Source organism: Paenibacillus sanfengchensis (assembly GCF_036864765.1).
Classification (GTDB): Bacteria; Bacillota; Bacilli; order Paenibacillales; family Paenibacillaceae; genus Fontibacillus; species Fontibacillus sanfengchensis.
Genome location: NZ_JBAGJC010000002.1, coordinates 462,743 through 485,382, shown reverse-complemented (window position 1 = coordinate 485,382; position 22,640 = coordinate 462,743). Strand labels below are relative to the sequence as shown.

15 protein-coding genes are annotated in these 22,640 nt (G+C 55.5%); 8 read left to right on the top strand and 7 right to left on the bottom strand.

Going from position 1 to position 22,640, the window contains the following annotated elements; translation table 11 throughout:
- Positions 1-6 precede the first annotated feature (6 nt).
- From V4U84_RS05535 to V4U84_RS05520, 4 genes are all read left to right on the top strand, one after another.
- Positions 7-1,545, top strand: a complete 1,539-nt coding sequence (locus V4U84_RS05535) for a right-handed parallel beta-helix repeat-containing protein (protein WP_334076876.1) — start codon at positions 7-9, stop codon at positions 1,543-1,545.
- An 890-nt stretch (positions 1,546-2,435) separates the two neighbouring features.
- Positions 2,436-2,870 carry a MarR family winged helix-turn-helix transcriptional regulator gene (locus V4U84_RS05530; protein ID WP_334076875.1) on the top strand — a complete coding sequence of 145 codons (435 nt, stop codon included), beginning with the start codon at positions 2,436-2,438 and terminating at the stop codon, positions 2,868-2,870.
- A gap of 163 nt (positions 2,871-3,033) precedes the next feature.
- Positions 3,034-4,065, top strand: coding sequence for an NADH:flavin oxidoreductase/NADH oxidase (locus V4U84_RS05525; RefSeq protein ID WP_334076874.1), 1,032 nt, complete (start codon positions 3,034-3,036; stop codon positions 4,063-4,065).
- A gap of 230 nt (positions 4,066-4,295) precedes the next feature.
- Positions 4,296-5,261, top strand: a complete 966-nt coding sequence (locus tag V4U84_RS05520) for an iron-hydroxamate ABC transporter substrate-binding protein (protein ID WP_334076873.1) — start codon at positions 4,296-4,298, stop codon at positions 5,259-5,261.
- Between the two features lie 486 nt (positions 5,262-5,747).
- On the opposite strand, the gene V4U84_RS05515 is transcribed toward V4U84_RS05520, so the two are convergent.
- Positions 5,748-6,608 (bottom strand): MSCRAMM family protein, encoded by an 861-nt coding sequence (locus V4U84_RS05515; RefSeq protein ID WP_334076872.1) that lies wholly within the window; start codon positions 6,606-6,608, stop codon positions 5,748-5,750.
- A gap of 231 nt (positions 6,609-6,839) precedes the next feature.
- On the opposite strand from V4U84_RS05515, the gene V4U84_RS05510 reads away from it, so the two are divergent.
- A complete protein-coding gene (locus V4U84_RS05510) occupies positions 6,840-7,334 on the top strand; it encodes a pyridoxamine 5'-phosphate oxidase family protein (RefSeq protein WP_334076871.1) in 495 nt (164 codons plus the stop codon).
- A gap of 80 nt (positions 7,335-7,414) precedes the next feature.
- On the opposite strand, the gene V4U84_RS05505 is transcribed toward V4U84_RS05510, so the two are convergent.
- The gene (locus tag V4U84_RS05505) at positions 7,415-7,753 is read right to left on the bottom strand and encodes a DoxX family protein (RefSeq protein WP_334076870.1); all 339 of its coding nucleotides are present in this window, start codon (positions 7,751-7,753) and stop codon (positions 7,415-7,417) included.
- Positions 7,754-7,853: 100 nt separating this feature from the next.
- Between V4U84_RS05505 and V4U84_RS05500 the strand changes: the two genes are divergently transcribed.
- Positions 7,854-8,564 carry a Crp/Fnr family transcriptional regulator gene (locus tag V4U84_RS05500; RefSeq protein WP_334076869.1) on the top strand — a complete coding sequence of 237 codons (711 nt, stop codon included), beginning with the start codon at positions 7,854-7,856 and terminating at the stop codon, positions 8,562-8,564.
- Positions 8,565-8,676: 112 nt separating this feature from the next.
- Here the strand turns inward: V4U84_RS05500 and V4U84_RS05495 are convergent, their stop codons facing one another.
- The 3 genes from V4U84_RS05495 to V4U84_RS05485 form a co-directional block, all read right to left on the bottom strand.
- A complete protein-coding gene (locus V4U84_RS05495) occupies positions 8,677-10,545 on the bottom strand; it encodes a sialate O-acetylesterase (RefSeq protein WP_334076868.1) in 1,869 nt (622 codons plus the stop codon).
- Between the two features lie 143 nt (positions 10,546-10,688).
- A complete protein-coding gene (locus V4U84_RS05490; protein WP_334076867.1) occupies positions 10,689-14,945 on the bottom strand; it encodes a sulfite reductase subunit alpha in 4,257 nt (1,418 codons plus the stop codon).
- A gap of 983 nt (positions 14,946-15,928) precedes the next feature.
- Positions 15,929-17,161: a nitrate/nitrite transporter gene (locus V4U84_RS05485; protein ID WP_334072451.1), complete on the bottom strand. Its 1,233-nt coding sequence runs from the start codon at positions 17,159-17,161 to the stop codon at positions 15,929-15,931.
- Between the two features lie 498 nt (positions 17,162-17,659).
- Between V4U84_RS05485 and V4U84_RS05480 the strand changes: the two genes are divergently transcribed.
- Together V4U84_RS05480 and V4U84_RS05475 are read left to right on the top strand one after the other, a co-directional pair.
- Positions 17,660-19,249 carry a spore germination protein gene (locus tag V4U84_RS05480; protein ID WP_334072450.1) on the top strand — a complete coding sequence of 530 codons (1,590 nt, stop codon included), beginning with the start codon at positions 17,660-17,662 and terminating at the stop codon, positions 19,247-19,249.
- Positions 19,246-20,472 carry a Ger(x)C family spore germination protein gene (locus tag V4U84_RS05475; RefSeq protein WP_334072449.1) on the top strand — a complete coding sequence of 409 codons (1,227 nt, stop codon included), beginning with the start codon at positions 19,246-19,248 and terminating at the stop codon, positions 20,470-20,472. Before V4U84_RS05480 ends, V4U84_RS05475 begins: the two co-directional genes overlap by 4 nt.
- Before the next feature lie 5 nt (positions 20,473-20,477).
- Here V4U84_RS05475 and V4U84_RS05470 read toward each other — a convergent pair whose 3' ends face one another.
- Both V4U84_RS05470 and V4U84_RS05465 read right to left on the bottom strand, forming a co-directional pair.
- Complete coding sequence (locus tag V4U84_RS05470; protein WP_334076866.1) at positions 20,478-21,572, bottom strand: GerAB/ArcD/ProY family transporter; 1,095 nt, start codon at positions 21,570-21,572, stop codon at positions 20,478-20,480.
- Positions 21,573-21,705: 133 nt separating this feature from the next.
- Positions 21,706-22,623: a phosphatidate cytidylyltransferase gene (locus tag V4U84_RS05465; RefSeq protein WP_334072447.1), complete on the bottom strand. Its 918-nt coding sequence runs from the start codon at positions 22,621-22,623 to the stop codon at positions 21,706-21,708.
- Positions 22,624-22,640: the final 17 nt, after the last annotated feature.

Genomic DNA, 22,640 nt, shown 5'->3' with positions numbered 1-22,640 from the left:
AAAATCGTGAAGAAACTCGGAAAAATGTTACTGGCAGGTTGTTTAACGATGGTTTTGGGATTCGGTCTGGCTGCCGGAAATGTACAACCTCCGGCCGCTTCGGCGGCGGGTGCCGAATACTATGTAGCGACGAGCGGCAGTGACTCCAACGCGGGGACGAGCGGCGCGCCGTGGAAGACGCTGCAGTATGCGGCCGACACCGTTCCTCCGGGCAGCACGGTCTATGTCCGGGGCGGCGTGTACAAGGAGAAGCTGAAAATAACCCGTTCCGGCTCCGCTTCGCAGGGCCCTATTGTGTTCGCAAGCTACGGCACGGAGAGCGCCATCATTGACGGGACCGGGCTTTCGGTCAGCGGAACCGAGGGGCTGATCGAACTGTCCGATGTCGATTATGTTACTGTTCGGGGATTTGAAATCCGCGGGTTTACAACGGCTTCCAAGAACGCGGTCCCTGTAGGCATCTATGTCCACGGTTCGGGCGGCTTCATTAATCTGTCCAACAACAAAATTCACGACATCAAAAACACGGCCAAGCCGACCGGCGGGGATCGGCTCGGCCGGGACGCCCACGGTATCGCCGTTTATGGCACGAAAGCTCCGGCTTCGCTTCACGACCTTACCATCAGCGGCAATGAGCTGTACAATCTAGTACTGGGCTCCAGCGAAGCTCTCGTTTTAAACGGAAATGTGGACGGCTTCGCGGTGACCGATAACCTCGTTCATGATAATGACAACATCGGGATCGATCTGATCGGCTTTGAGGGAACCGCCCCGAATACCGCTTACGATCAGGCGAGGAACGGGTTGGTGAAGGGCAATCGGGTGTACAATAATTCCGTTAAAAACAACCCGTCTTACGGGAAAGACGACAACTCTGCCGGCGGCATTTATGTGGATGGCGGCAAGGACAGCATCATCGAGCGGAACTACAGCTACAACAACGACATCGGCGTTGAAATTGCCTCCGAGCATGCCGGTAAAGCCACCAGCAATATTACGGTCCGCAGCAACGTGGTCTATAACAACCGGCTGACCGGCATCGCCATGGGTGGTTACGATGATGAGCGCGGCTCGACTGTGAACTGCAAGATCGTCAACAATACGGTGTACAAAAACGATACTCTGAACGGCTATAACGGCCAGCTTCTCGTGCAGTACGATACGCGAAACAACGTGATCAAGAACAATATTTTCGTGGCCAACTCCACGGATGTATTGATCTACAATGCATTCACCAAAAACTCCGGCAACGTTGTGGATTATAATTTATATTTTGCTCCGGGCGGCGGCTCCGATGCCACCTGGACCTGGAAAAATAAAGAGTATACGGGATTCTCCGCGTACAAATCGGGAACCGGCAACGATGCGCATTCTTTGTTTGCCGATCCCGAATTCGTGAATGCCGCGGGTGGCGACTTCCATCTAAAGTCTTCGTCGCCGGCGATCGATGCCGGGTCGACGGATAACGCCATCATCGGAGCGCAGGATATGGACGGGGAGCCCCGAGTGAAAGGGAACGCCGTGAATATCGGCGCGGACGAGTGAAGAAAAGTCCATTGCGTTGCATTAACCCTGACAGATGATTACAACGGAGCTTGATGCCTTAATCGCTTTTAAAGAACTTCGCAAAAAAGTACAGGACTCTAAACAAGGCTCTGCAGTTAGGAAGTCTAACGGCCGTGAGAGCCGTTATGCTGCGATTGAATCACGTATTGGGATTCTAACGGTCGTGTGGGCCGTTATTTACCTTCATTTCGACCAAAACAGCCATACTTATATGAAATAGGGGCCGTGGCAGCCGTTAGAATTTGGAGTCAGCGCGAACAGGGCAAATAACGGCTGTGGCGACCGTTAGCATGGTTTAGAAGGGGAGACGACGATCTAAGTTCGACATGTTGCTTGCCGAAGCGGCGGATCCCCAAATGGGCAGCATCAAGGAAGGTTTGTTGCAACGTCATTGACGGCACAGCCGCTATTTCGCGAAAAATGACTGTTTCTGTCACTAGCGCTGCATTAAGCCATTGAATCACGGGCGGCCAGATCCTCTTTGAAAGTAGGGTAAGTGAATAAGTGCCTTAAACGGCGCTATTTTGTCGAAAGCGGATCATCGGTATGAAATAGCGGACTTTTTAGGTCTTATTCTTGGGAAAAATCGGGCCGAAACTATATTTCGGGGTCCGCACTAGTCCAATAAGGGCCTTTTTGACCGCTATGATTTCCCCGGAGCCGAGTCGGGCCGAAATAGCGCCCCAAAAGGCCGCTAAGCTCGGCGGGTGACTGGGAAATTACGGGCACCAGAAATGCAACGCTGCTTTTATATAAACAAGGACAAAGTGAACAAAATGCGGTTTGGCCACAACCGGGCAAAAAATGATAAAATAAGAGCGTCCCACCCCGGAGAAGAAACGCTAACATGAAGACAGGTGAACTTAACTATGGAAAAAGACCCCGTGAATCGGGATCGTTTGATCGATAACTGGCTGTCCTTAACGCAGGTTCAGGCGAGTATCGCCAATCGGTTGGAAGCGGCCTTGCAGGAGAACCATCAGTTGTCCCTCAAAGAGTTCTACCTGCTGATGTTTTTGTCCGAAGCCGCGGAGCAAAAATTGAAACTGCAGCAATTGGAAGACCTTGTAGGTTTAAGCCAGAGCGCCATCTCCAGGCTGGTCAGCCGGTTTGAAGCCAAGGGGTGCGGAGCGCTGAGAAGAAATGTCTGTGAAGATGATCGCCGAGCCGTGTACACTTGTTTAACGCCGATCGGTGCCGAAAAGCTGGAGAAGGCCATGCCCACTTTTAAGGCGACCCTCGCGGAAGCCTTCGCGGGCGAAGAATTTCAAAGGATGGTCCTTTGCTTTCTCTCGGACAAATAGAGCCAACCCCGGGCCGACGGAAGTTTTGCGGCCCAGGGCCGGGCTTGACGGAATGGCTTGTAGCGTGCTAATTTATATGCATGCGCATGCAATTTATTGACTTGCATCATAAGTTCGTTTCATGGATATTCTGGATGTAGATCAAAAAGGAGTGGTATTCACTATGGATCATCTGTTCAGTTCCTACAAGCTTAAATCGTTGGAGTTAAAAAACCGCGTTGTCTTGCCGCCGATGTGCCAATATTCCGTTACGAAAAAAGACGGGATCGCGAACGACTGGCATTACACGCATTATGTGAGCAGAGCCGTGGGCGGAACCGGATTGGTTATCATTGAAATGACGGACGTGGAGCCGGATGGCCGCATTTCCGACTATGATTTGGGTTTGTGGTCGGACGACCAGATCCCGCCCTTGGCGCGTATCGTGGAAGCTTCCCATCAGCACGGCGCGAGGGTGGGCATCCAAATCGCCCACGCCGGGCGGAAGGCGGAAGATGCCCCGGTTCCCGTGGCGCCTTCGGCGATTCCTTTTGACGAGAAGTCCAAGACGCCAAGAGCCTTGACCACCGAAGAAGTGAAGGACATGGTGGAAAAATTCCGCCTGGCCGTACGCCGGGCCGTTCAGGCCGGCTTCGATACGATCGAGCTTCACGGCGCACACGGTTACTTGATTCATCAGTTTCATTCCCCGCTCACGAATCAAAGAACGGATGAGTATGGTCAGGATTTGACCCGATTCGGCCGGGAGGTCATTGAAGCCGCCAAAAGCGAAATGCCTGCCGGTATGCCGCTGATCATGCGTATTTCCGCTCAGGAGTATATGGAGGGAGGATACGGCATTAAGGAGAGCCTTGAGTTCTCCAAAGTCTATCGTGAAGCTGGCGTGGATATGTTCCACATCAGCGCCGGCGGAGAGGGGCCGATTGCAGCTTGGGGCAGACCGGGAACGCATGCCGCTTATCAGGTTCCTTTGGCAAGAGATATCAAGCATACTCTGGATGTTCCGGTAATCGCGGTCGGCCGGTTGGATGAGCCTGCCTTGGCCAATGCCGTCATCGGCAACGGTGACGCGGATCTGGTGGCCGTTGGAAGGGCCATGCTGCGGAACCCTTATTGGACGCTGGAAGCGGCGGTGAAGCTCGGCAAAGAAACGCAAGTGCCGAAGCAGTATTTGAGCGGTTTCCCAAGAGTATAAGCAAGCACGAAGCGGAAGCGAAGCCTTAGCGAATGTTAAGGCTTCTTTTTTTGTTTTTAGAGATTTGGTGGTCCGTTATCAGCCAGATCCTTAACGTAGGCCTGCCAAAAAAATAGGATTGACAACCGGCGGGGGAGAAAATATAGTAGGTACATATGAGATCGATAATCATTATCATTTGGAGGATAATGGACATCTATAAATATGAATCAACACAGAAGGAGACGAAAATGAAAAACAAGCTGTTCACCTTAACCTCACTCATCCTGTTGCTGGTCCTTAGCGCTTGCGGGGGCAATTCGGCCAATTCCGGGCAAGGCGCGTCCCCGGAGAAGGCTAGTGCTTCGGCGCCTAAGGCTGAAGCGGCGGAGCCGTCCGCAACCGGAACGGTCACCTATTCCTCGGAAAAAGGCCCTGTGGAGGTTCCCGCGAACCCGACCCGGATCGTGGCATTGACAAATGCGCCGAACGTGCTGTCGCTTGGGGGGACGCTGGTCGGCGTGGACGAATGGACGATGAAGAACCCGCTTTTTACGGAGAAGCTTGCGGGAGTGGATGTGGTTTCGGACGATGATCTGGAGCAGATTATGGCATTGAACCCGGACTTGATTATCACGGGTACGCATATGAAGAATCTGGACCAACTGGAGAAAATCGCGCCAACGGTGGCTTATACCTGGGGGAAGCTGGACTATTTGGAACAACAGCTTGAGATCGGAAAGCTGCTGAACAAGGAGCAGGAGGCGCAGACCTGGATCGATGATTTCAAGAAGCGGGCCGAAGAAGCCGGACGGGAAATCAAAGCCAAGCATGGCGAAGATGTCTCGGTGACGGTATTTGAAACGGACGCGAAGAACTTCTACGTGTTCGGCAATAATTGGGCGCGCGGGACCGAGATTCTGTACCAGGCTATGGGTCTGAGCATGCCGGAGAAGGTGGAAAAGGATGCCTTGGGGCCGGGCTACTACACGCTGTCTCAAGAGGTGATTCCCGAGTATGCCGGCGATTTTGTCGTCTTGAGCCGCAGAGCCGCGGACGACAATTCGTTTATGAAGACGGAGATGTGGAAGAACATTCCGGCCGTGAAGAACAAGCAAGTCATTGAAATCGATATGAACGCCTCGACGTACAGCGATCCGATTACGCTGGACTACCTGCTGGGTATTTTCAAAAAGGGATTCCTGGGTGAATCTTAAATAAGAAACTTAAAGCCTGCTACCGTTTGAGAAATGGAGCAGGCTTTAACTATTTCGTGGGAGCCTTGCTTCCCTAAAAGCTTACGAAGAATCGCTTTCGAGTCTTTCTTTTTCGCCTTCTTACGGTAACGGAAAGCCTGGCGTCGACAGGAGCAGGCCGGACTGCCCCGCGCAGGGTGTGCAGCTTTCTTGTGTTACTCCATGTAACTTTGCTCCGACACCCGCTTCGGTCTAAAATCCTTAGCCGGATCCGCTGCTTGTAAATTCGCCTCTTGCTTTTGATGACGAGGCAGAACCCTATGTGCAAGGGAGAACGGCAGAGGGGCCGGTAACGTTTGGAGGTGTTGCGCTTGTACCGGGAAGGCTCTGTATGGGGGCTGGGTTCTTTGCTCTTCTTCCGTCTTTGGAGTTCCAGCGGCACCCAAAGGCTCTCTTTGGGGCGGAGAACAAAAACGGAGCTGTCCGTGAGTACATATTGTTCCTTCGTCATACTTCAATCTGAGCCGTAGCCTTGACCCGGTAAGTTCCCGGCTGTATATCGCCGAACAGATACAGCCCCGCGGCATTCGTTTGCGTGATCTGGACGACCGTCTCCACATTGCCATTCAGCGCGTACAGGGCCACCAGCGCCCCGGGAACGGCGGCACCGGTCGCTTGATCGGTGATAATTCCGGATAAGGTTCCCGTATTGGCATCCGGATCGACGGTCAGGTTGATGTCCAAGGGGGCGAATTGATTGCCTGTAATTGTGACAGGGGCACTCTGATTGGGCAGAAACCCCAGAATGGTAGCTTGAACGAAATAGGTGGCGCTCGGCAGGTTGGCAAACAGATATTGCCCGGTTGAATTGGAAGACACCGTTCCGACCAGGATGTTTGTGGCTCCATCGACCCTGAACAGGTTGATGGCGGCATTATTCACGGGCTGATTGTTCGTGGCATTTCTCACAATGCCAAACACGGCCCCGGTGGTGGCTGCCGGATCCGGCTGCAGCGTGATTGTCACCTGAGTGGGCTGCCCTTGGGAAACGCTGAGCGGAATCCGCGGAGGCGTAAGGAATCCCGTTTCTGCGGCAGTAATTAAATAAGCGCCGACCGGAATATCCGGAATGACAAAGAGCCCCTGAGGGTTGGTGTTCACATGCTGGACAGGCACACCTTGCGAGGTAAACAATTGGACGGTAGCCGCAGGGACGGGGGTGCCGTTGGCGAGTCGAACCGATCCCTGAATCACACCTACGGATGCGTTGGGAGCAGCCTGAAGCGCCAGGTTTACGCTCTCCTCATCATTTCCATCCAGCGAGAACGGCGGACTGGGCTGCAAAATATATCTATCGGTAATGGGCATGTCGACGACCTCCTTGCATAGATGCAATCACAATCAGTGTATGCGGCCGCGTCGAAGGAGTAATGGACGGCCATACCGGTTTATGTACTTTTTATATAAAATGAAATGACGTACGGAGATCCGACGCCCGCAATTTTCCCTGGCTTCAAATTAGGGTTAATCCGGCCTCCTGTTGTTTAATATAAACGAAGAACACGGCCCGCCCAAACTAAGCAAATGGAGTGAACAGACATGTCGAATTCGCAGACAGCCCATCAAGAAGCGATTGAAACGGTAAGAGACTTAATCAAAGGAATCGATACGGCGATGTTAACTACCCTGACGGGGGAAGGACTGGTCTCCCGCCCGATGAAGACCCAGGAGGTCGAATTTGACGGCGATCTTTGGTTTTTGACCATGAAGGACACCAATAAATACCGTGAATTGCTTCAGAATCCCATGGTAAATGTGGCTTACGTAGGGCAATCCTATGTGTCGATCCGGGGGAAGGCCGAATTGGTCGAGGATCGCGGGAAGATCAAGGAGTTCTGGAACGCCGCTTACGGCGAATTACTGGATACGACGAGCGACGATCCGAACCTCGTCCTGATCAAGATCAAAGCGGAAACCGCCGAGTATTGGGAAACCGGCAGCAAAATCAAAATGGTGAAGCGCCTGTTTTCCAAACTGACGGGAACCGAGTCCAAGACCGAGCTGAACAAGACGGTTGATTTGAATGGCGAATAGACCCATTGCGACAATAAACTACGGGGAAAACCACTTCTTTCTTTAGGAAGTGGTTTTTCTGCGGGTTAGTCCGGCAACATTTACGAGATGAACAGGGCAGCGGCGATCATGAGCATGAATAGCGCGTTAAGGGCCATGTAGGGCTTGTGCCTGGCTCGAACAAGATGGGCATGAATCGCCCCGAGCATCATTCCTCCCAGGAGGAGCGCGGACACCTTCAACAACTCCGGAAGCCAGAGCGACGCAAAAATGCCTGCCGCGCCCAATAGCTCCAGCGAAGCGATCAGGAACATCAGACCCATGGGATAGCGGTACTCGGTCCAATGCTGGACCATGTTTTTTGTACGGGCAAATTTCATTCCCGCCGACAGGACGAACATCACGACCAGAGTCCATTGGCCGATCAATAAGTAGTTCAAAGACGTACACCCCCTAGCGTTCTTGAAAGTGATTATAGTCTGAAATAAGATGGAGAAATGTAAGCCAGCCTACACTCGCTAAAAAAAGAGAGGGTCCGCATTGAACAAGCTCAAGTACTTATCAAGAGTTAACTTATTTCAAATCCTGGAGCCGCAGGACTATAACCAGGTGGAGCGGGATACCCGAATCGAACCTGTCGAAAAAGGGAGCCTTGTCGCTGCCCCGAACCCGGAAGAACCCCGGCTATACTTCGTGAAGTCCGGGGCGGTTCGGCTGTATTCGATGACTCTGGAGGGAAAGGAGCTTACGCTCGATGTGCTGACGGCGGGACATCTTTTCGGGGAAATCGGAGCGCCTGTCTCCAGTAGGCAGGTTTATGCGGTCACACTGGAGGATTCCGTCATATGCACGATGAGTTATGGGCAATTTAAAGCGCTCCTCCGGGAGAAACCGGATTTGGCCATCAAGTTCATAGAAATCATGTCCGCCCGCTTGGCGGAAGTCGAGGAGCTTCTGGAGCACATGGCTTACAGCAGCGTCAGAAAGCGGCTGTTATTTCTTCTGAATAAGCTTGCGGACAAATTCGCCGCTCCTTTGGCCGGGGAGGAGGCGGAGGCGGATCGGCCGGAATGGGTCCGGCTGGAGGTGGAGCTGACACATCAGGAACTGGCCAGCATGATGGGAAGCGCGCGCGAGACGGTGACCGAAGCGATGAACCGCCTCGCCGCCGAAGGCATCGTAAAAAGGGCGGGGCAGCGCAAACCGCTGTGGATTCGGGCGGACCGGGTCAGGGCCTTTCTGACGGATTAGCGTGGAGAATGTCGAAAATTGTTCCACATGGAACGAAAAAAGCAAAATGGCGTCACAGGGAGTGAGTAGCCATTACACTCCTGTGACGCCGGTATGCACGGATATCCGCGTCTTACTCTTCCGTGGTGAACGGCGAGGCCGGGAGCCCTTCCCGGTTCACCAGATTGGCGTCCGCCGGGTTATTGGACCAGGCGTAGCGGGCATGAACCGGTACCGGGACACTCTCGTGCCTCACCACAACAGTGCTGCCGGAGATCTCCGCTTGTGCGGGGACAAAAACACCATCCGTTCCGCGCAGGCTGAATCCCCGCAGTTCCGTGTCCCGGCCGCGTATGGCGAGACCGCCGCCGACGTGGTCGAAATGCAGCCGGAGAGTATCTCCGGCGCGGTCCATGCCCGCATAAAGCGGACCGCTATGCACGATCCGTTCGTCGCGATAGGCGATTTTGGCGGCGCATAGGGCGAGCCGTTGCCCCAGCGTCTTTTTATCCTGGGGGTGCAGGTCGTTGTATTCTCCGATATCGATCGTTACCGCCATCGCCGTAACCGGAATCTCCAAAGATTTTCTTTGCTCCTCCCGAAGCACGGGCCAGTTGGCCGGGGCGTCCCCATCGTCGGTTCCGAAATTGGCCAGCTGCGTGAAGATGAAGGGAAACTCGTCGAATCCCCACAGCCGCCGCCAATCCTCAACCAAAGCCCGGAACAGCTTATGGTACCCCGCCGGGCGCTCCGTGTTCGATTCCCCTTGGTACCAGGCGACTCCTCGAATCCGGTAATTCCGCAGCGGATGAATCATCCCGTTATAAACCCCCGCGGGCATATATTGAAAAAAGGTCTGGGACTCCAGGTTTCCGGCGACCGCACCGACCCGGTATTCCCACGCGCCCGTCAGGTCCAGCTTGTACCCGCCGACCCTCAGCTCATAGGGCATATCCCGGATGAATTCCCCGGTGTTCTGCGTGCTGATGACGCGCACGGCGAGCGTGTTTTTACCCGGCTTCAACAGCCCGGCGGGAACCGGATACCGGCGCGGTGGATATTTATATCCGGTACTCCCGATCCGCGTCCCGTTGATAAACGTCTCATCGGCATCCACGATGGTGCCGAGCTTCAAAAAAGCTTCCTCTGTCTCCGGGGCGAGGGATGCGGGGAGATCGAATTCTTTCCTGAACCATACTGCGCCCCGCATGGATTCGAGGCCGAGCTCCGCCCAGGAACCGGGCAGCGTCAATGTCCCCCATTCTCCCGCAGCCCGGTCATCGCGGTACCAGTCCTCACGGAGTCCCGCATCGGACGCGTTCAGGCGTTCAAACCACCGGGCGCTGCGTTGTTCATCTTTTTTCTTGACAGCGGTTACAAATTGATCGTCTTTATTCTGATCCAAAAGGACGTCATAGCCGCCCAGCCGCCTCAGCGTCGGCTCGCTGATCCAGGCCTCGACCGGGGTACCGCCCACCGCCGTGAGAATGAGGCCGACGGGGACGTTATATTTTTCATATAAGGCTTTGGCGAAAAAGAACCCGGCTGCACTAAAGTCCAACACGTCCTCGGAGACGGCGGAAACCCAATGACCCTCCGTCAAAGGGTCCCGCGGGCCATGAAAATCGTACGTTTGCGGAACGGCGAACTGCCGAATCCAGGGGAGATGGACGTCCGCAATCTCGTCCGCCAGCAGGTCCAGCGTTCTCCGTACCGGCAGCTCCATATTGGACTGGCCGCCAAGCACCCAAACCTCACCGATTAAAATATCGCGGAGGACGCGCTGTTCTTCGCCCGCGGTAATGACCATTTCAAAGGGGCCGCCCGCCACCAAATCCTCCAGAACGACGCTCCACCCCCCATCGGAGTCGGTTTGCGCGCTGTAGGTTTTGCCGAGAAAAGAAAGCTTCACGGTTTGCGCCCGGTCCGTTTTTCCCCAGATGTTCACTTTGTCGCCCCGCTGAAGAACCATCCCGTCGCTAAGAATACTCGATCGAATCATGGATATCCGCCTTTCCAGGTTTATTCACTGCCATCTCCTATTTCCATTCGCTTTAGCGGGGGCATTTCCTTCCCGGGAGGACCGGAAAAGGACCGTTCGCGGGAACGGCCCGAAAAATCTTGTGAGGGATATTTACGGCAGACTCAGTACACATCTTTGGCATAGCGCTTGTTTCGCTTCATGTCGGATACATAGGCGTCCGCGGCGTCTTCGTCCAGTCCGCCATGGTCCCGGATCACGGTCCGGAGGGCGGCATCGACCTCTTTGGCCATGCGGCCGGCGTCTCCGCAAACATAGAAGCGGGCGCCTTCTTGCAGCCATGCCCAAAGCTCGGCACCCTGCTCAAGCAGGCGGTGCTGGACGTAGATTTTGTCCGCCTGATCGCGGGAAAACGCCGTATCGAGACGGTGCAGATATCCGTCCTTCCGGAAGGCTTCCAACTCCTCCCGGAAGTAAAAATCGCACGCCTCCCGCTGTTCCCCGAAAATCAGCCAGTTCCTGCCCGGGGCCCCGGCTGCCCGGCGTTCCTGCAGGAAGCCGCGGAAGGGGGCGATCCCGGTGCCCGAGCCGACCATGATCATCGGCGCACGGGGATCATCCGGGAGGCGGAAGTGGCGGTTTTGTTGGATGAAAACCGGGATACCCATCCCGGGCTTGGCGAGGTCGGCCAAAAAAGTGGAGCAGACCCCTTTGCGAACTTGACCCCGATGCTCATACCGTACGGTGGAGACGGTAATATGCACCTCTTCCGGGTGCAGCTTCGGGCTGGAGGCGATGGAATAGAGCCGGGGCTGCAACGGCTTGAGCAGCCCGGTCAACTCCGCCGGGGTGAGAGAGACGGGGAACTCCTCCAGCACATCGACCAACTGCCGGCCCCACAGCCAGGCCTTGAATTTGTCCCGATGGCTCTCCTGCAGCAGATCCCCCAAGACTTCGGCCCGTATGCGCTCTTGAATAAACTGGAGCAACTCTCTGTTGATCCGGGTGATCTCGTAGTGGTGTCGCAGCGCTTCGGCGAGCGGGAGCGTGCCTTGGTCCTTGACGTGTACCGGGGCCAAAGGATCGAGCCTCAACGCACCGAGGAGCCTTTCCGCCAGGTTCGGGTCGTTGGCGGGCCAAACGCCCAACGCGTCGCCGGCCTCGTACGCCAGCCCGGTTCGGCGGAGATCGAAGGCGTAGTGGCGGGTTTCTTTTTCGGAGCCGGGCCGGTTCAGGAGCCGGTTAAAAAGAAGCCGTGAAGACACCGGCCGATCCCGGCCGGATTCGCCCGCCCCGCGCTCATCCGGATGGGGGGCGACGGCTGTGGCTGCCGCGGTCGCCAGCGTAGCCGCCGCCATGCCTGCGGCGGCGGTGAGGCGGGGACTGGCGGGAGAGACAACGGCAGGGGCAGCGGCGGCAAAAACACGAGGGCTCGGGGATTCGGCATCTCCGAGGGCCCCGTTTCCATCGCTTAACCGCTCCACAACCGCATCTGCCCAGGCCTCGGCCTGTTCCCGGTAATCCGTGTCGCAGCGCATACAGCTGAGCAGCCGTCGTCCCCCGAGCTCCGCCAGGCGGTCGTCCAGGTCCTGCCCGAAGCCGCAGAAACGCTCGAAGCTGGAATCCCCGAACGCAAGCACGGCAAACTGCAATTCAGGCAGCGAGGGGGCGTTCCCGCTCTTCAAGGCGCGAAAAAAGCTTTCCCCATTGTCCGGCGGGTCCCCATCGCCAAACGTACTGGCGATGAACAGTACAAAGTGTTCGCCGGCCAATTCGGCCACCGGATACTCGCTCATGCTGGCGAGCCTGACGGAATGGCCGGCTTTTTTTAGCTGTTGGGCGCAGTGCAGGGCGGCGCCTTCCGCGTTCCCGGTTTGGGACGCCCAGAGGATGGTGACGGGCGGGAATTGGGGCTTCTCCGCTTCCGGCAGAGGAACCCGGGAGAACATGCCGGCCAGCAGCCCGTCGACCCAATAGCGTTTGGCGGGCGGAAGCGGCGCGGTCGGCGGGAGCACCGGGACGGCGGGCACCGCCCGGGCATCCCCGCTCCGCAGGCTGGTCAGAAAGCCCGACAAATAAGCCTGCTCGTGCGGGTCGAGCGTCAAGTCGGTCAGCGGGTGGGGAAGGCCCAGCACATGGGTGAGCGCCTCCAACTGCTCCAGTTGCAATTGTTGTTGTTGTGCCATCGGTTCGGCCTCCTTCCGATAGGGTTGGTGATTCGGCGGCGTCTCCTCCACCGCTTGCCGCGGCTCGGCCGCCTTCTCCAGCGCGACGGCGCAGTATTTCAGCTCAGGCTGCAGGGAGAGGGGATCCACCGCATCGCTGGTGAGATCGTTGACGGCAAGATCGGGGCCGAACAGGTCGTTCCAGTGGAACGGGGCGAAGCAGGTTCCCACGCGCACCCGGTCGGTCACGACGGCAGGCAGGACCGCGCGACCCCGCCGGGAGGCGATGTTCACCCGGTCCCCATCCCGGATGTTCAGCCGCGCCGCGTCGGCGGGGTGAATCTCCAGGAACGGCCCGGGATTCAGCTTCATCAGCTTGGGGACTTTCCCCGTCTTGGTCAGCGTGTGCCATTGGTGCTGGAGCCGGCCCGAGTTAAGCACATACGGGTACTCCTCATCCGGCAGTTCCGCCGGGGGCATATAGGGCCGTGCCCAAAACACGGCCTTCCCGTCCGCGGTAGGAAAAAGGATCCGCGGTTCGCCGGGAGATTGGCGCTGCTGCGGGTCCGGGGCGACAGCCGATGCCGTCTTCGCCCGCCCGTTCAGGTAGCGGATCGGGCTCCGGCGGCTGGCCTCGCCCGGCGCGCTCGGCCACTGCACGGGCGCTTCCCGCAGCCGTTCGTAAGTGGCGCCCCGCAGGTCGTAGCCCGTTTTCGGGTTCCACGCCTGTTGGATTTCCCGGTACACCTCCTCCGAGGAGGCGTAGGTGAAGGCGTCGGCGTAGCCCATCTCGCACGCGACCGCGGCGATGATCCGCCAGTCCGGGAGAGCTTCCCCGGGCGGTTCGACGGCCTTTTGCATTAAAGTCAGATTCCGCTCGGAGTTGACCATCACCCCTTCGCCTTCGGCCCACAGCGCGCCGGGCAGCAGGATGTCCGCATAGCGGTTCGTTTCGGTCTCCAGAAAAGCGTCCTGCGCAATGACCAGTTCGGCCGCTTCGAGACCCGCGATCACGGTTTTGCGGTTGGGGACGGAGGCGACCGGGTTGGTGCAAATGATCCAGCAGGCTTTGATTTCGCCGGACTTCATGCTTTCGAACATGGAGACCGTGCCGCCGCCGGTCTCGGTGCGAAGCGTTCCGGCAGGGATCTGCCAGAGCTTCTCCACAAATCGGCGGTCCGCCTCTTCCAGCAAGGAACGCTGACCGGGCAGCCCCGGCCCCATATAACCCATCTCCCGTCCGCCCATGGCATTGGGCTGGCCGGTGAGGGAGAAGGGGCCGCTTCCCGGACGGCAGATGGCGCCGGTGGCGAGATGCAGATTGCAGATCGCGTTCGTGTGCCAGGTGCCGTGCGTGCTCTGGTTAAGGCCCATGGTCCAGCAGGTCATCCACTCGCGCGATTCGCCGATCCAGTCGGCTGCGGTGCGGATATCCGCTTCGGGGATGCCTGTGATTTCCGCCACCCTGGCGGGCGGGTAATCGTCCATAAATTCCGGGATTTGCTCAAAGCCGGTCGTATGCGCGGATATGAATTCCGGATCCGTGCGGCCGTTTTGGACGAGCAGATGCAGCAGCCCGTTCAGCAGAGCCAGGTCGGTCCCGGGCCGGACCGGCAAATAAAGATGCGCCTTATCCGCGGTCGCCGTCCGCCGGGGATCGACGACGATCAGCCGCGCTCCCGCTTTGACCCGGTCCATCAGGCGCAGGAACAGGATCGGGTGGCAGTCGGCCATATTGGCCCCGATGACGAAGAACAGCTCCGCCTGATCGATATCCCGGTACGACCCCGGCGGCCCGTCCGCTCCCAGCGAGAGCTTGTAGCCGCTGCCCGCGCTCGCCATGCAAAGGCGCGAGTTCGATTCGATGTGCCGGGTCCGGATGAAGCCTTTGGCCAGCTTGTTGATCAAATATTGGGCCTCCAGCGACATTTGCCCCGACACGTAGAAGGAGAGGGCGTCGGGCCCGTGCTTTTCCAGCACGCCGCGGAGCCGCCGGGCGGTTTCGCGGATGGCCTCATCCATCCCCGTCTTCACGGGGGCGGCCTCCCGGGAAGGGCGGAGATAGGCCTGCTCCATACGGCCGGACTCCGCCAGGGCTTCAGCAGAGGTGGCGCCTTTGGTGCAGAGCCGGCCGAAGTTGGCCGGATGCTCCCGGTCGCCGGAGACTTTGACGACACGGCCGCCGGAGACTTCCAGCACCATTCCGCACCCGACCCCGCAGTAAGGGCACACGCTTTTCACTTGTTTCGTGGTCATCCGAGTTCACCTCCCGCCGATTGGATTGAGATTGAAATACTATACTAGTGCTTCATCAGACAACCTTGTTTTACATAGAATTCCTGCACAACTGTATCTTTTCTTCTGTTTGGAACAAAACTTTTCAGACTCCTGCCATTCTAGGCCAACACCTTATCCTTTTCGGCGGAGCCCGCTTCCCTTTGACAGCCGGGCAGGTAGATAAAGGCCTTTTACGACGCTATTTTGCCGGATTCGGCTGGGCGGTGTGAAATAACGGCTTTTTAGGCACTAACGATACACTACCCTAACATGAAAGAAGAATATGGTTAAAAATGGGGGCCCTAAGTATAAATTCCTGCAAAAGGTCAGGCTTTCCGGCTGGTACTAACGCCTGAGAGGAGTCTAACGGCTGTAGCAGCCGCTATTTAACGAAAAGTAGCCCTTTCGAAATTCTAACGGTTGTGAGCGCCGTTATTCCCCTGGATTCTCGCCTTAACAGCCTGTTTATGCGAAAATAGGCGCCGTGGCGACCGTTAGAATGGGAAGTCGGCGTTTTCAGGACAAATAACGGCTGAGGCAACCGTTAGCGTTAATTTCGTCTTTCTTGCAAGGCTGCTCATGCGACGGAGGTTAGGGAAATGGGGGCGCCGGATCCAACTCGCCACACCGAGGCGACAAGTTTCAAAATAAGCAGCACCCTGTCAGGTTTGATGCAACTTCAGTGCTTTTTAGGGTCTTATTTTGGGAAAAAGCAGGCCAAACCCTGATTTCGGTGCCCGCAACAGGGAAATAAGGCCTTTTTTGACCGCTATTATCCCCGTGAGGCCGAGTCGGGCCGAAATAGCGGCCATAAGACCGCTATTACAGCGGGCGGCTAGGGAAATTGCGGACTTGGATTGAGATGTTCTGTGTGCTCGAGACTGCGTGCTTATGGAGTACCTTACTCCTGAAGCAGAGAATTCCCATTTTCTCCTACTGCGATGGCTGATGGGGCACTAGGTCTAGAACTGGACGCCGGATTCCGCTTTGGCCCAGGTTTTTTTCCAGGACCGGGTTACCGCGTAAAAAACAAGCGTCGTGAGCAGCACGATCGAGCCGACGACCAAAAATCCGGCTACCTGGGAGCCTGTCGACTGCTTGAGCGGACCGAGGACGTACGTCGGGAGCAGATAGCCGCCCAAGCCCCCGGCGGCGCCGACGATGCCGGTGATCACCCCGATTTCGCTGGAGAACCGCTGCGGAATAATCTGAAATACCGAGCCGTTCCCCATGCCGAGGCAGGCCATCATGATGCTGGTGTAGATCAGCATAACCACAAAAGAATCCGGCATGGTGGCGATGGCAAAGGCGCTGGCGGCAATGACGCTGTAGAGTACGAGCAGAAGCCGCATGCCGCCGATTTTGTCGGCGATCCATCCGCCCAAGGGTCGGAAGAAGCTGCCGGCGATCACGGTGATGGTCACGAGATAGCCGACCTGAATTTTGGTCAGACCGCCGGGGTGTACATGGTCGCCATAGACGTCGTAAAAGAAAATGCTCGCATAGTTGGCGAAGCCGACGAACCCGCCGAAGGTGATCGCGTAGAAAATCGAAAACCACCAGGTGTCGGGATACTTAAAGACGCCGAGATAACTCTTGAGCGGCTTGGGCGCGGGGCGGCCCGGCGCGTCTTTCGCCATAAGGGTGTAGGCGATCATCACGGCCACCAGCGGGATCAACGCAAAGCCGAATACGCTGTGCCAGCCGTAAGCCTCGGCGATCTGCGGCCCGAAAAAGGTCGCGAGCGCCGTGCCGCTGTTGCCGGCGCCCGCGATGCCCATCGCCAGCCCCTGGTATTGCGGCGGATACCAGCGGCTGGCCAAGGACAGCGATACGGCGAAGCTGGCCCCGGCGAAGCCGAGCAGAAAGCCGATCATCTGCATCTCCAGCAGGCTGCTTCCGCCGAGCCAGCCCCAGATCAGGGGGATCAGGGTCAGGGACATGCCGATCAGGCCGGCCTTTTTGCTGCCGATGCGGTCCGCCAGGATGCCCATCGGGATGCGGAAGATCGAGCCGCCGAGGATGGGAATGGCGACCATCGCCGCTTTTTGCGTATCCGAAAGGCCGAAGTCCTTCGTGATGAAGAGCGCCAGCGCTCCGCACAGCACCCAAATCATAAAGCTGACATCAAAGTACAGAAATGAAGAAAGTAAACTCGGGAAATGGCCGGCTTTGCGAAAGCTTTTTGCATCCATGGTGAACATCCTCCTTTTTCCAATTCAGTGGGTTGCATGAATCCTGCTGCCTTCTATCCATAATGTTATGTTAATTTACATTCCCTCCTCAGTTAGGTGTTTAAAAGCAAAAAGAGACCGACACCCGAAACCCGCATCCTGATGAAGAATGCGATTCCCGTTTATCGGCCCCATTGCCATGCGCAGCCACGCCCTTGTGGCTGACTCTGCTTATTTTGTTGTAAATGATGAGGGGGGTCTATCCGGCCACGGTCGTTGTGGGGATAGACCTGGAAGTCTAATAAGCTCAATATAAATTCAAATGATTTAAATGTCAATATTGATGACATATAAATTTAAAATAATAGCGTATTCGGTAGTTTGAGTTTACTTTTATGTTAGATAATATAACATGTTATAGGGTGCACGATAGAGACAGACTCTGGAAAAAACCATCATTTTGCATGATCCGCTTTTGAACCGGAATAATATACATCATTACGAGATAGGAGCGGAAAGATGGACATCCTTAAGTTGTTGAGATCCTTAAGCAAAGCGGAGCCGACAAAGAATCAGAGCGCACCTGCCCGAGACGATCAGGCGGATTCGCTCGCTGCCGCTGTCTCCGCAAATGAACAGGTGTTTAAGCAAATCTTTGCCGACTGTTCCGATATCGTGTTCCGTTCGGTTACGATTCATGGACAACCTCGCCTGCTTCTGATTTACTTCGATGGGCTGGTGAACGCCAATATACTGGATCAGGTCGTACTAAAGCCGATGATGTTCGAAGGCCTGCCGCTCGGGACGGAGAGTGCCGATTTGCCAGGAGCCCTTATCGAAGAACAACTTCTGGCGATAGCCCAGGTAAAGACGGCTCATCGGGTCAGTGAGGTCGTCGAAGGGATTCTGAAAGCCAATATCGCCGTTTTGACAGATGGAGAGAATAAGGCGTTGCTCACCGATCTTAGCGGATTCGAAAAACGGGCGATCGAAGAACCGACCGCCGAACTGTCCGTCCGCGGACCGCGGGATGGATTCACGGAAACGTTGCGAACCAACACCAGCCTGATCCGCCGACGCATCCGCAGTGAAAAGCTCAAAATGGAATCGCTCGCCATAGGTGAATTCACCCGGACCGATGTCGTCATTGCCTACCTGGAAGGTGTCGTCTCGGATTCGGTTCTGGAGGAAGTCCGCCGCAGAATTCGGCGCATTCAAATTGACGGGGTACTGGAATCGGGCTATATCGAAGAATTCATTGAAGATGTGCCTTGGTCCCCGTTTCCCCAGATTCAAAACACGGAGCGGCCCGATGTCGTCTGTTCCAGCCTGCTTGAAGGCAAGGTCGGCATTCTCGTCGACAACACTCCGTTTGTGCTGATCGTTCCGATGACCTTTTGGTCCGGATTACAGGCGGTGGAGGATTATTACGAACGGTTTCTTTATACGACTTTCGTTCGCCTCATTCGCTATTCCCTATTAAATATTTCTCTGTTGCTTCCGTCTTTGTACGTCTCGCTTTCCACCTTTCATCAGCAGCTTATTCCTACCGATTTGCTCATCAGCATCGCCGCGGCCAGGGAAGGCGTCCCGTTTCCTACGGTTGTCGAGGTCATACTGATGGAGTTTATGTTTGAAGGCCTTCGCGAAGCGGGTATCCGTCTGCCGAAAACGATCGGTTCGGCCGTCAGTATCGTAGGGGCTCTTGTGATCGGGCAAGCCGCCGTACAGGCCGGCATCGTATCGGCCACGGTCGTGATTATCGTAGCTACAACGGGTATTTCCTCATTTGCCATACCGCGATATAATCTCGGGACGGCGTACCGGATGCTCCGCTTTCCCGTTTTGATTTTGGCTGGGATCCTGGGCTTATACGGGGTCATTGCGGGCGTTTTTATCATAGCCATCCATCTCCTCGGCCTTCGTTCATTTGGGATTCCTTACATGAGTCCGATGGCCCCGCAAATTCCCGGAAGTTTGAAAAATGTTCTCATCCGTGCGCCCAGATGGAGCATGACCGACCGTCCCCCGCTCAGCTCCGGGGCGAACCAAAAGCGCGTGCCGCAAGGTCAGCGGCCGGGTCCAAGACGAGGGAGAGAGGAAAGATGAACCGGAGACGAACGAGTTGTTTGATTTTGCTGACCATGCTGCCTTTATTTTTAACGACGGGGTGTTGGGGTAGTTCGGAGGTCGACGAGCTTGCCCTTGAGCTGGCATGGGGCATCGACGAAGCAAAAAACAAGGGGGTTCTGATAAGCGCGCAAGTGATCATCCCGTCGCAAATCAGCAGTGTACAGGGACAAGGCGGCGGAAGCGGAGGGGGCCAGGGCAAATCCTATTTCGTTGTGAACGGCATCGGAAGGGACACGCTGGATGCGGTCCAGCAAATGCAAACCAAGCTTTCGCGGCAAGTGTTCCGCGGCCACCGGCGGATCATCGTGATTGGAGAACCGCTCGCTAGAAAAGGCATCAAAAATATTTTGGATACGTATACCCGGGATCCGAATCTCAAGTTGAGAAGCGATGTATTTATCGTCCGAGGCGGAACCGCCAAAAATTTTCTGGAGGTTTCCTACCCACTGGAGAAAATCCCCGGCCTCGGGGCTTTACAAGAATATGACCAGACCGGGACGATGCAGGAAATGGGGTTAATTAACTTGATGATTTCCGCGGCCAGTGAAGGTAGCTGTGTGGCCTTGCCGGTCATTGCGATCGGTTTTGACCCGTCCGCGCAAGGAGGGGATGAGCAGCAAGATGACTCCAATGCGAATGGGTTCCATATTGCCGGAACCGGGATTTTTAACAAGGATCTGAAATTGCTCGGGTTCTTGAACGTGCCCGAGGGCCGAACGCTGCGGTGGATTAAAGGGCAACTAAGAAAACTGGTGGTTACGGCAAACATACCGGAAGATGACGGCTACGTCAGTATGGATATGAACAAAATAGGCAGCAAGATTCAGCCGATGTTTGAAAACGATAAAGTTAAAATCCGGGTCAAGTTAACTGGACAAGGTATGATACGCGAAAACAACACCGGTCTGGATCTCACGCAAACCCGTCATATTGCACTCGTTAAAGAGGCGCTGGAGAAACACATTGAAGAGCAAGTTCTGCGAACCATTCAGAAGGTCCAAAAAGAGTTTGGGGCAGATGTTTTCGGATTTGGCGAAACCATCCACCGGAAACACTTATCCCGCTGGAAAACCTTAAAGAACAACTGGAACAAAGAGTTCCGTGAGGTCGAGATTTCCGTCAAAGCGGATTTGTCGATCCGGCGGATCGGCGTAACGGGAGCATCGCTGCAACTGGAAGAAGACAGCATCCAAAAATAAACGGATCACTTTTTTAGCGCCTTTTGCCGGATCCACGTTACAATAAGCAGCAGCGCCGGCAGGACCAAAAACAGCGGGACCCAGAAATAAGGAACCAATATTTTAAAATGCTGGTAATAGATATGCTCGGCGATGTTTTTCGACATGGTCATTCCCAGGAACAAGGCGATGGCGGCAGCCGGGATGACAAGCGCGCGGTAATTTTTCATCTTCTTCAGCTGCTGGATGCCTTTGAGCGCCGCGAGTATGTTGATCGTGCTCTTTATTAAAGCCGTCGCGAAAAAATATAGAACTCCGAACATCTGCAAGTTCTCGATGAATTTTCCTATGCTGATCATACTCAGTAGGGTGTAAAGCGGATAGAGAAAACGCGAAAACAAATCTCCATAAACCAGAACCGCCAAAAAATCAAAACAGGTGATCATCAGTCCGGCCAATAAAGTGGCGAGAAAGGTGCTTTTTGCAACCTTATCCCGGTTTCGTACATCCGGCCAGAACATGGCTAAGGCAAGGGTTTCCCCAAACGGCTGGGTGATCCCGTTTGGATAAACCACCTTCCAGATGGGACCCCATCCCTCCTCCAACACCGGTTGGATATAATCGAAATGCAATACATCCGACCCGATGAGCAGGATTGTCTCCGTAATGAACATAAGGATGACGACGGGAAAAATTAATTCCCCCAACCGCGCGACAATCTCAATGCCGCCAAAGGCGCAATAGGCGATAACAATGGCAAATAACCCCGTAAATACAATGGGCGGCGCTCCTGGCAAGATGGTGGTTGAAACCATATCTCTCACATCCGCAATAATTCGGCCTACAAGATACAAATACATGAGCGGGTACAGCAGCGCAATCAGTGTCCCGATCCAGCGGCCCAGTTGGGCGGGAAACCATTCGACCAGGGATAACCCCGGGTTCATGCGCGCCAAAGTGGTATATATCCAAATCACGCAAAAGCCAAGACCTAATGAAACCAGGTTGCTGATCCACGCATCCCTACCGGCCAAGCCGCCGAATCCAAAAATAATGGTCGTTCCTAATTGAAAAATGAAAGTAATCGTGAACAGTTGGTACTTGGATATTTTGTAGGTCATATCCCCCCACTACCTCCTTCAGAATCCAACATAGAGAAAGGTGCGGTATTTATTGTATCCATAGGGGGGATATAACAAACTTTGCGGGCAAAAGCTCGCAAGCGTTTTTCCGGATCGGGGAGAGAAGCCTTGCTTACATGAAATCAAAAAAGTACCGCATCACATGCAGGAACACCGGCGAGGTGTAGGTGAGGCTGTCGACCAGGCCGAGGTAGCTTTTTCTCAGGGCGTGGGATTTGTCGTCGTCGCCGATCAGCAGATCCCGCTTGAGCACGGAGATGGTCAGGCTGCCGAAAAAGCCGCTCAGGCTGATTAACATGCCGAAAAAGAGGCTGGTCTTCAGGGTCAGCGGCGTCAGGTAAGGGTGGATCAAAAAGGAAGCGGCCGTGGTGGCGACAAACGCGCAGACGAAGCCCTCCCAGGTCAGATTGGGGTTCGCGGTCGGGACGACTTTTCTTTTGCCGAAGTACATCGAGGCCAGGTAATGAATAATATCATTGAGCTGTGTCAGAACGACGAGGAACAGTACCAACCCCGCTCCATACTCCGGCGTGGCATACCGGAAATAGGCCAGATGGCTGAGGCCAAACACCATCAGCATGAGGCCCCACTGCACGCGGCTGACGCTGCGTACAAAACCGACGGTCCCCTTGTTGATCAGGCGCGGGAGCGGGAGAAAGAGGAAGACGTACACCGGAATAAACACGATAAACATCCCGTACCAATCGGTGTAGATCCAATAGAACTGTACCGGAATCGACAGATACGCCCACAGAAAAATCCGGCGGTCGGCCTTTCTCGACCGGATCATCGAGAAGTACTCTTTTAGCGCAAAAAAGGCCAGCACCATCAGCGACAGCAGTGAAACGACCGCATTGAACTGCGTGGCGAGGCACAGCACCAGAAACATGCCCCACCAGTCCCGGAGGCGAAGGCCGATAGCCTCATAATCTTCTTGCCCGGAGCGGCGCTTGGACTGGACGTAGTAAATGACATGTATAGCGGTTAAAACCATAAAAATCACCAGAAGTGTAATCAGCGAGCTATTCATCAGATTAATCCTCCTTG

Bases quoted from the DNA above. Each gene is read 5' to 3' on its own strand.
- V4U84_RS05520 (WP_334076873.1), top strand. From the start codon at position 4,296: ATGAAAAACAAGCTGTTCACCTTAACCTCACTCATCCTGTTGCTGGTC.
- V4U84_RS05515 (WP_334076872.1), bottom strand. From the start codon at position 6,608: ATGCCCATTACCGATAGATATATTTTGCAGCCCAGTCCGCCGTTCTCG.
- V4U84_RS05465 (WP_334072447.1), bottom strand. From the start codon at position 22,623: ATGAATAGCTCGCTGATTACACTTCTGGTGATTTTTATGGTTTTAACC.
- V4U84_RS05490 (WP_334076867.1), bottom strand. From the start codon at position 14,945: ATGACCACGAAACAAGTGAAAAGCGTGTGCCCTTACTGCGGGGTCGGG.
- V4U84_RS05510 (WP_334076871.1), top strand. From the start codon at position 6,840: ATGTCGAATTCGCAGACAGCCCATCAAGAAGCGATTGAAACGGTAAGA.
- V4U84_RS05530 (WP_334076875.1), top strand. From the start codon at position 2,436: ATGGAAAAAGACCCCGTGAATCGGGATCGTTTGATCGATAACTGGCTG.
- V4U84_RS05525 (WP_334076874.1), top strand. From the start codon at position 3,034: ATGGATCATCTGTTCAGTTCCTACAAGCTTAAATCGTTGGAGTTAAAA.
- V4U84_RS05470 (WP_334076866.1), bottom strand. From the start codon at position 21,572: ATGACCTACAAAATATCCAAGTACCAACTGTTCACGATTACTTTCATT.
- V4U84_RS05485 (WP_334072451.1), bottom strand. From the start codon at position 17,161: ATGGATGCAAAAAGCTTTCGCAAAGCCGGCCATTTCCCGAGTTTACTT.
- V4U84_RS05475 (WP_334072449.1), top strand. From the start codon at position 19,246: ATGAACCGGAGACGAACGAGTTGTTTGATTTTGCTGACCATGCTGCCT.
- V4U84_RS05480 (WP_334072450.1), top strand. From the start codon at position 17,660: ATGGACATCCTTAAGTTGTTGAGATCCTTAAGCAAAGCGGAGCCGACA.
- V4U84_RS05495 (WP_334076868.1), bottom strand. From the start codon at position 10,545: ATGATTCGATCGAGTATTCTTAGCGACGGGATGGTTCTTCAGCGGGGC.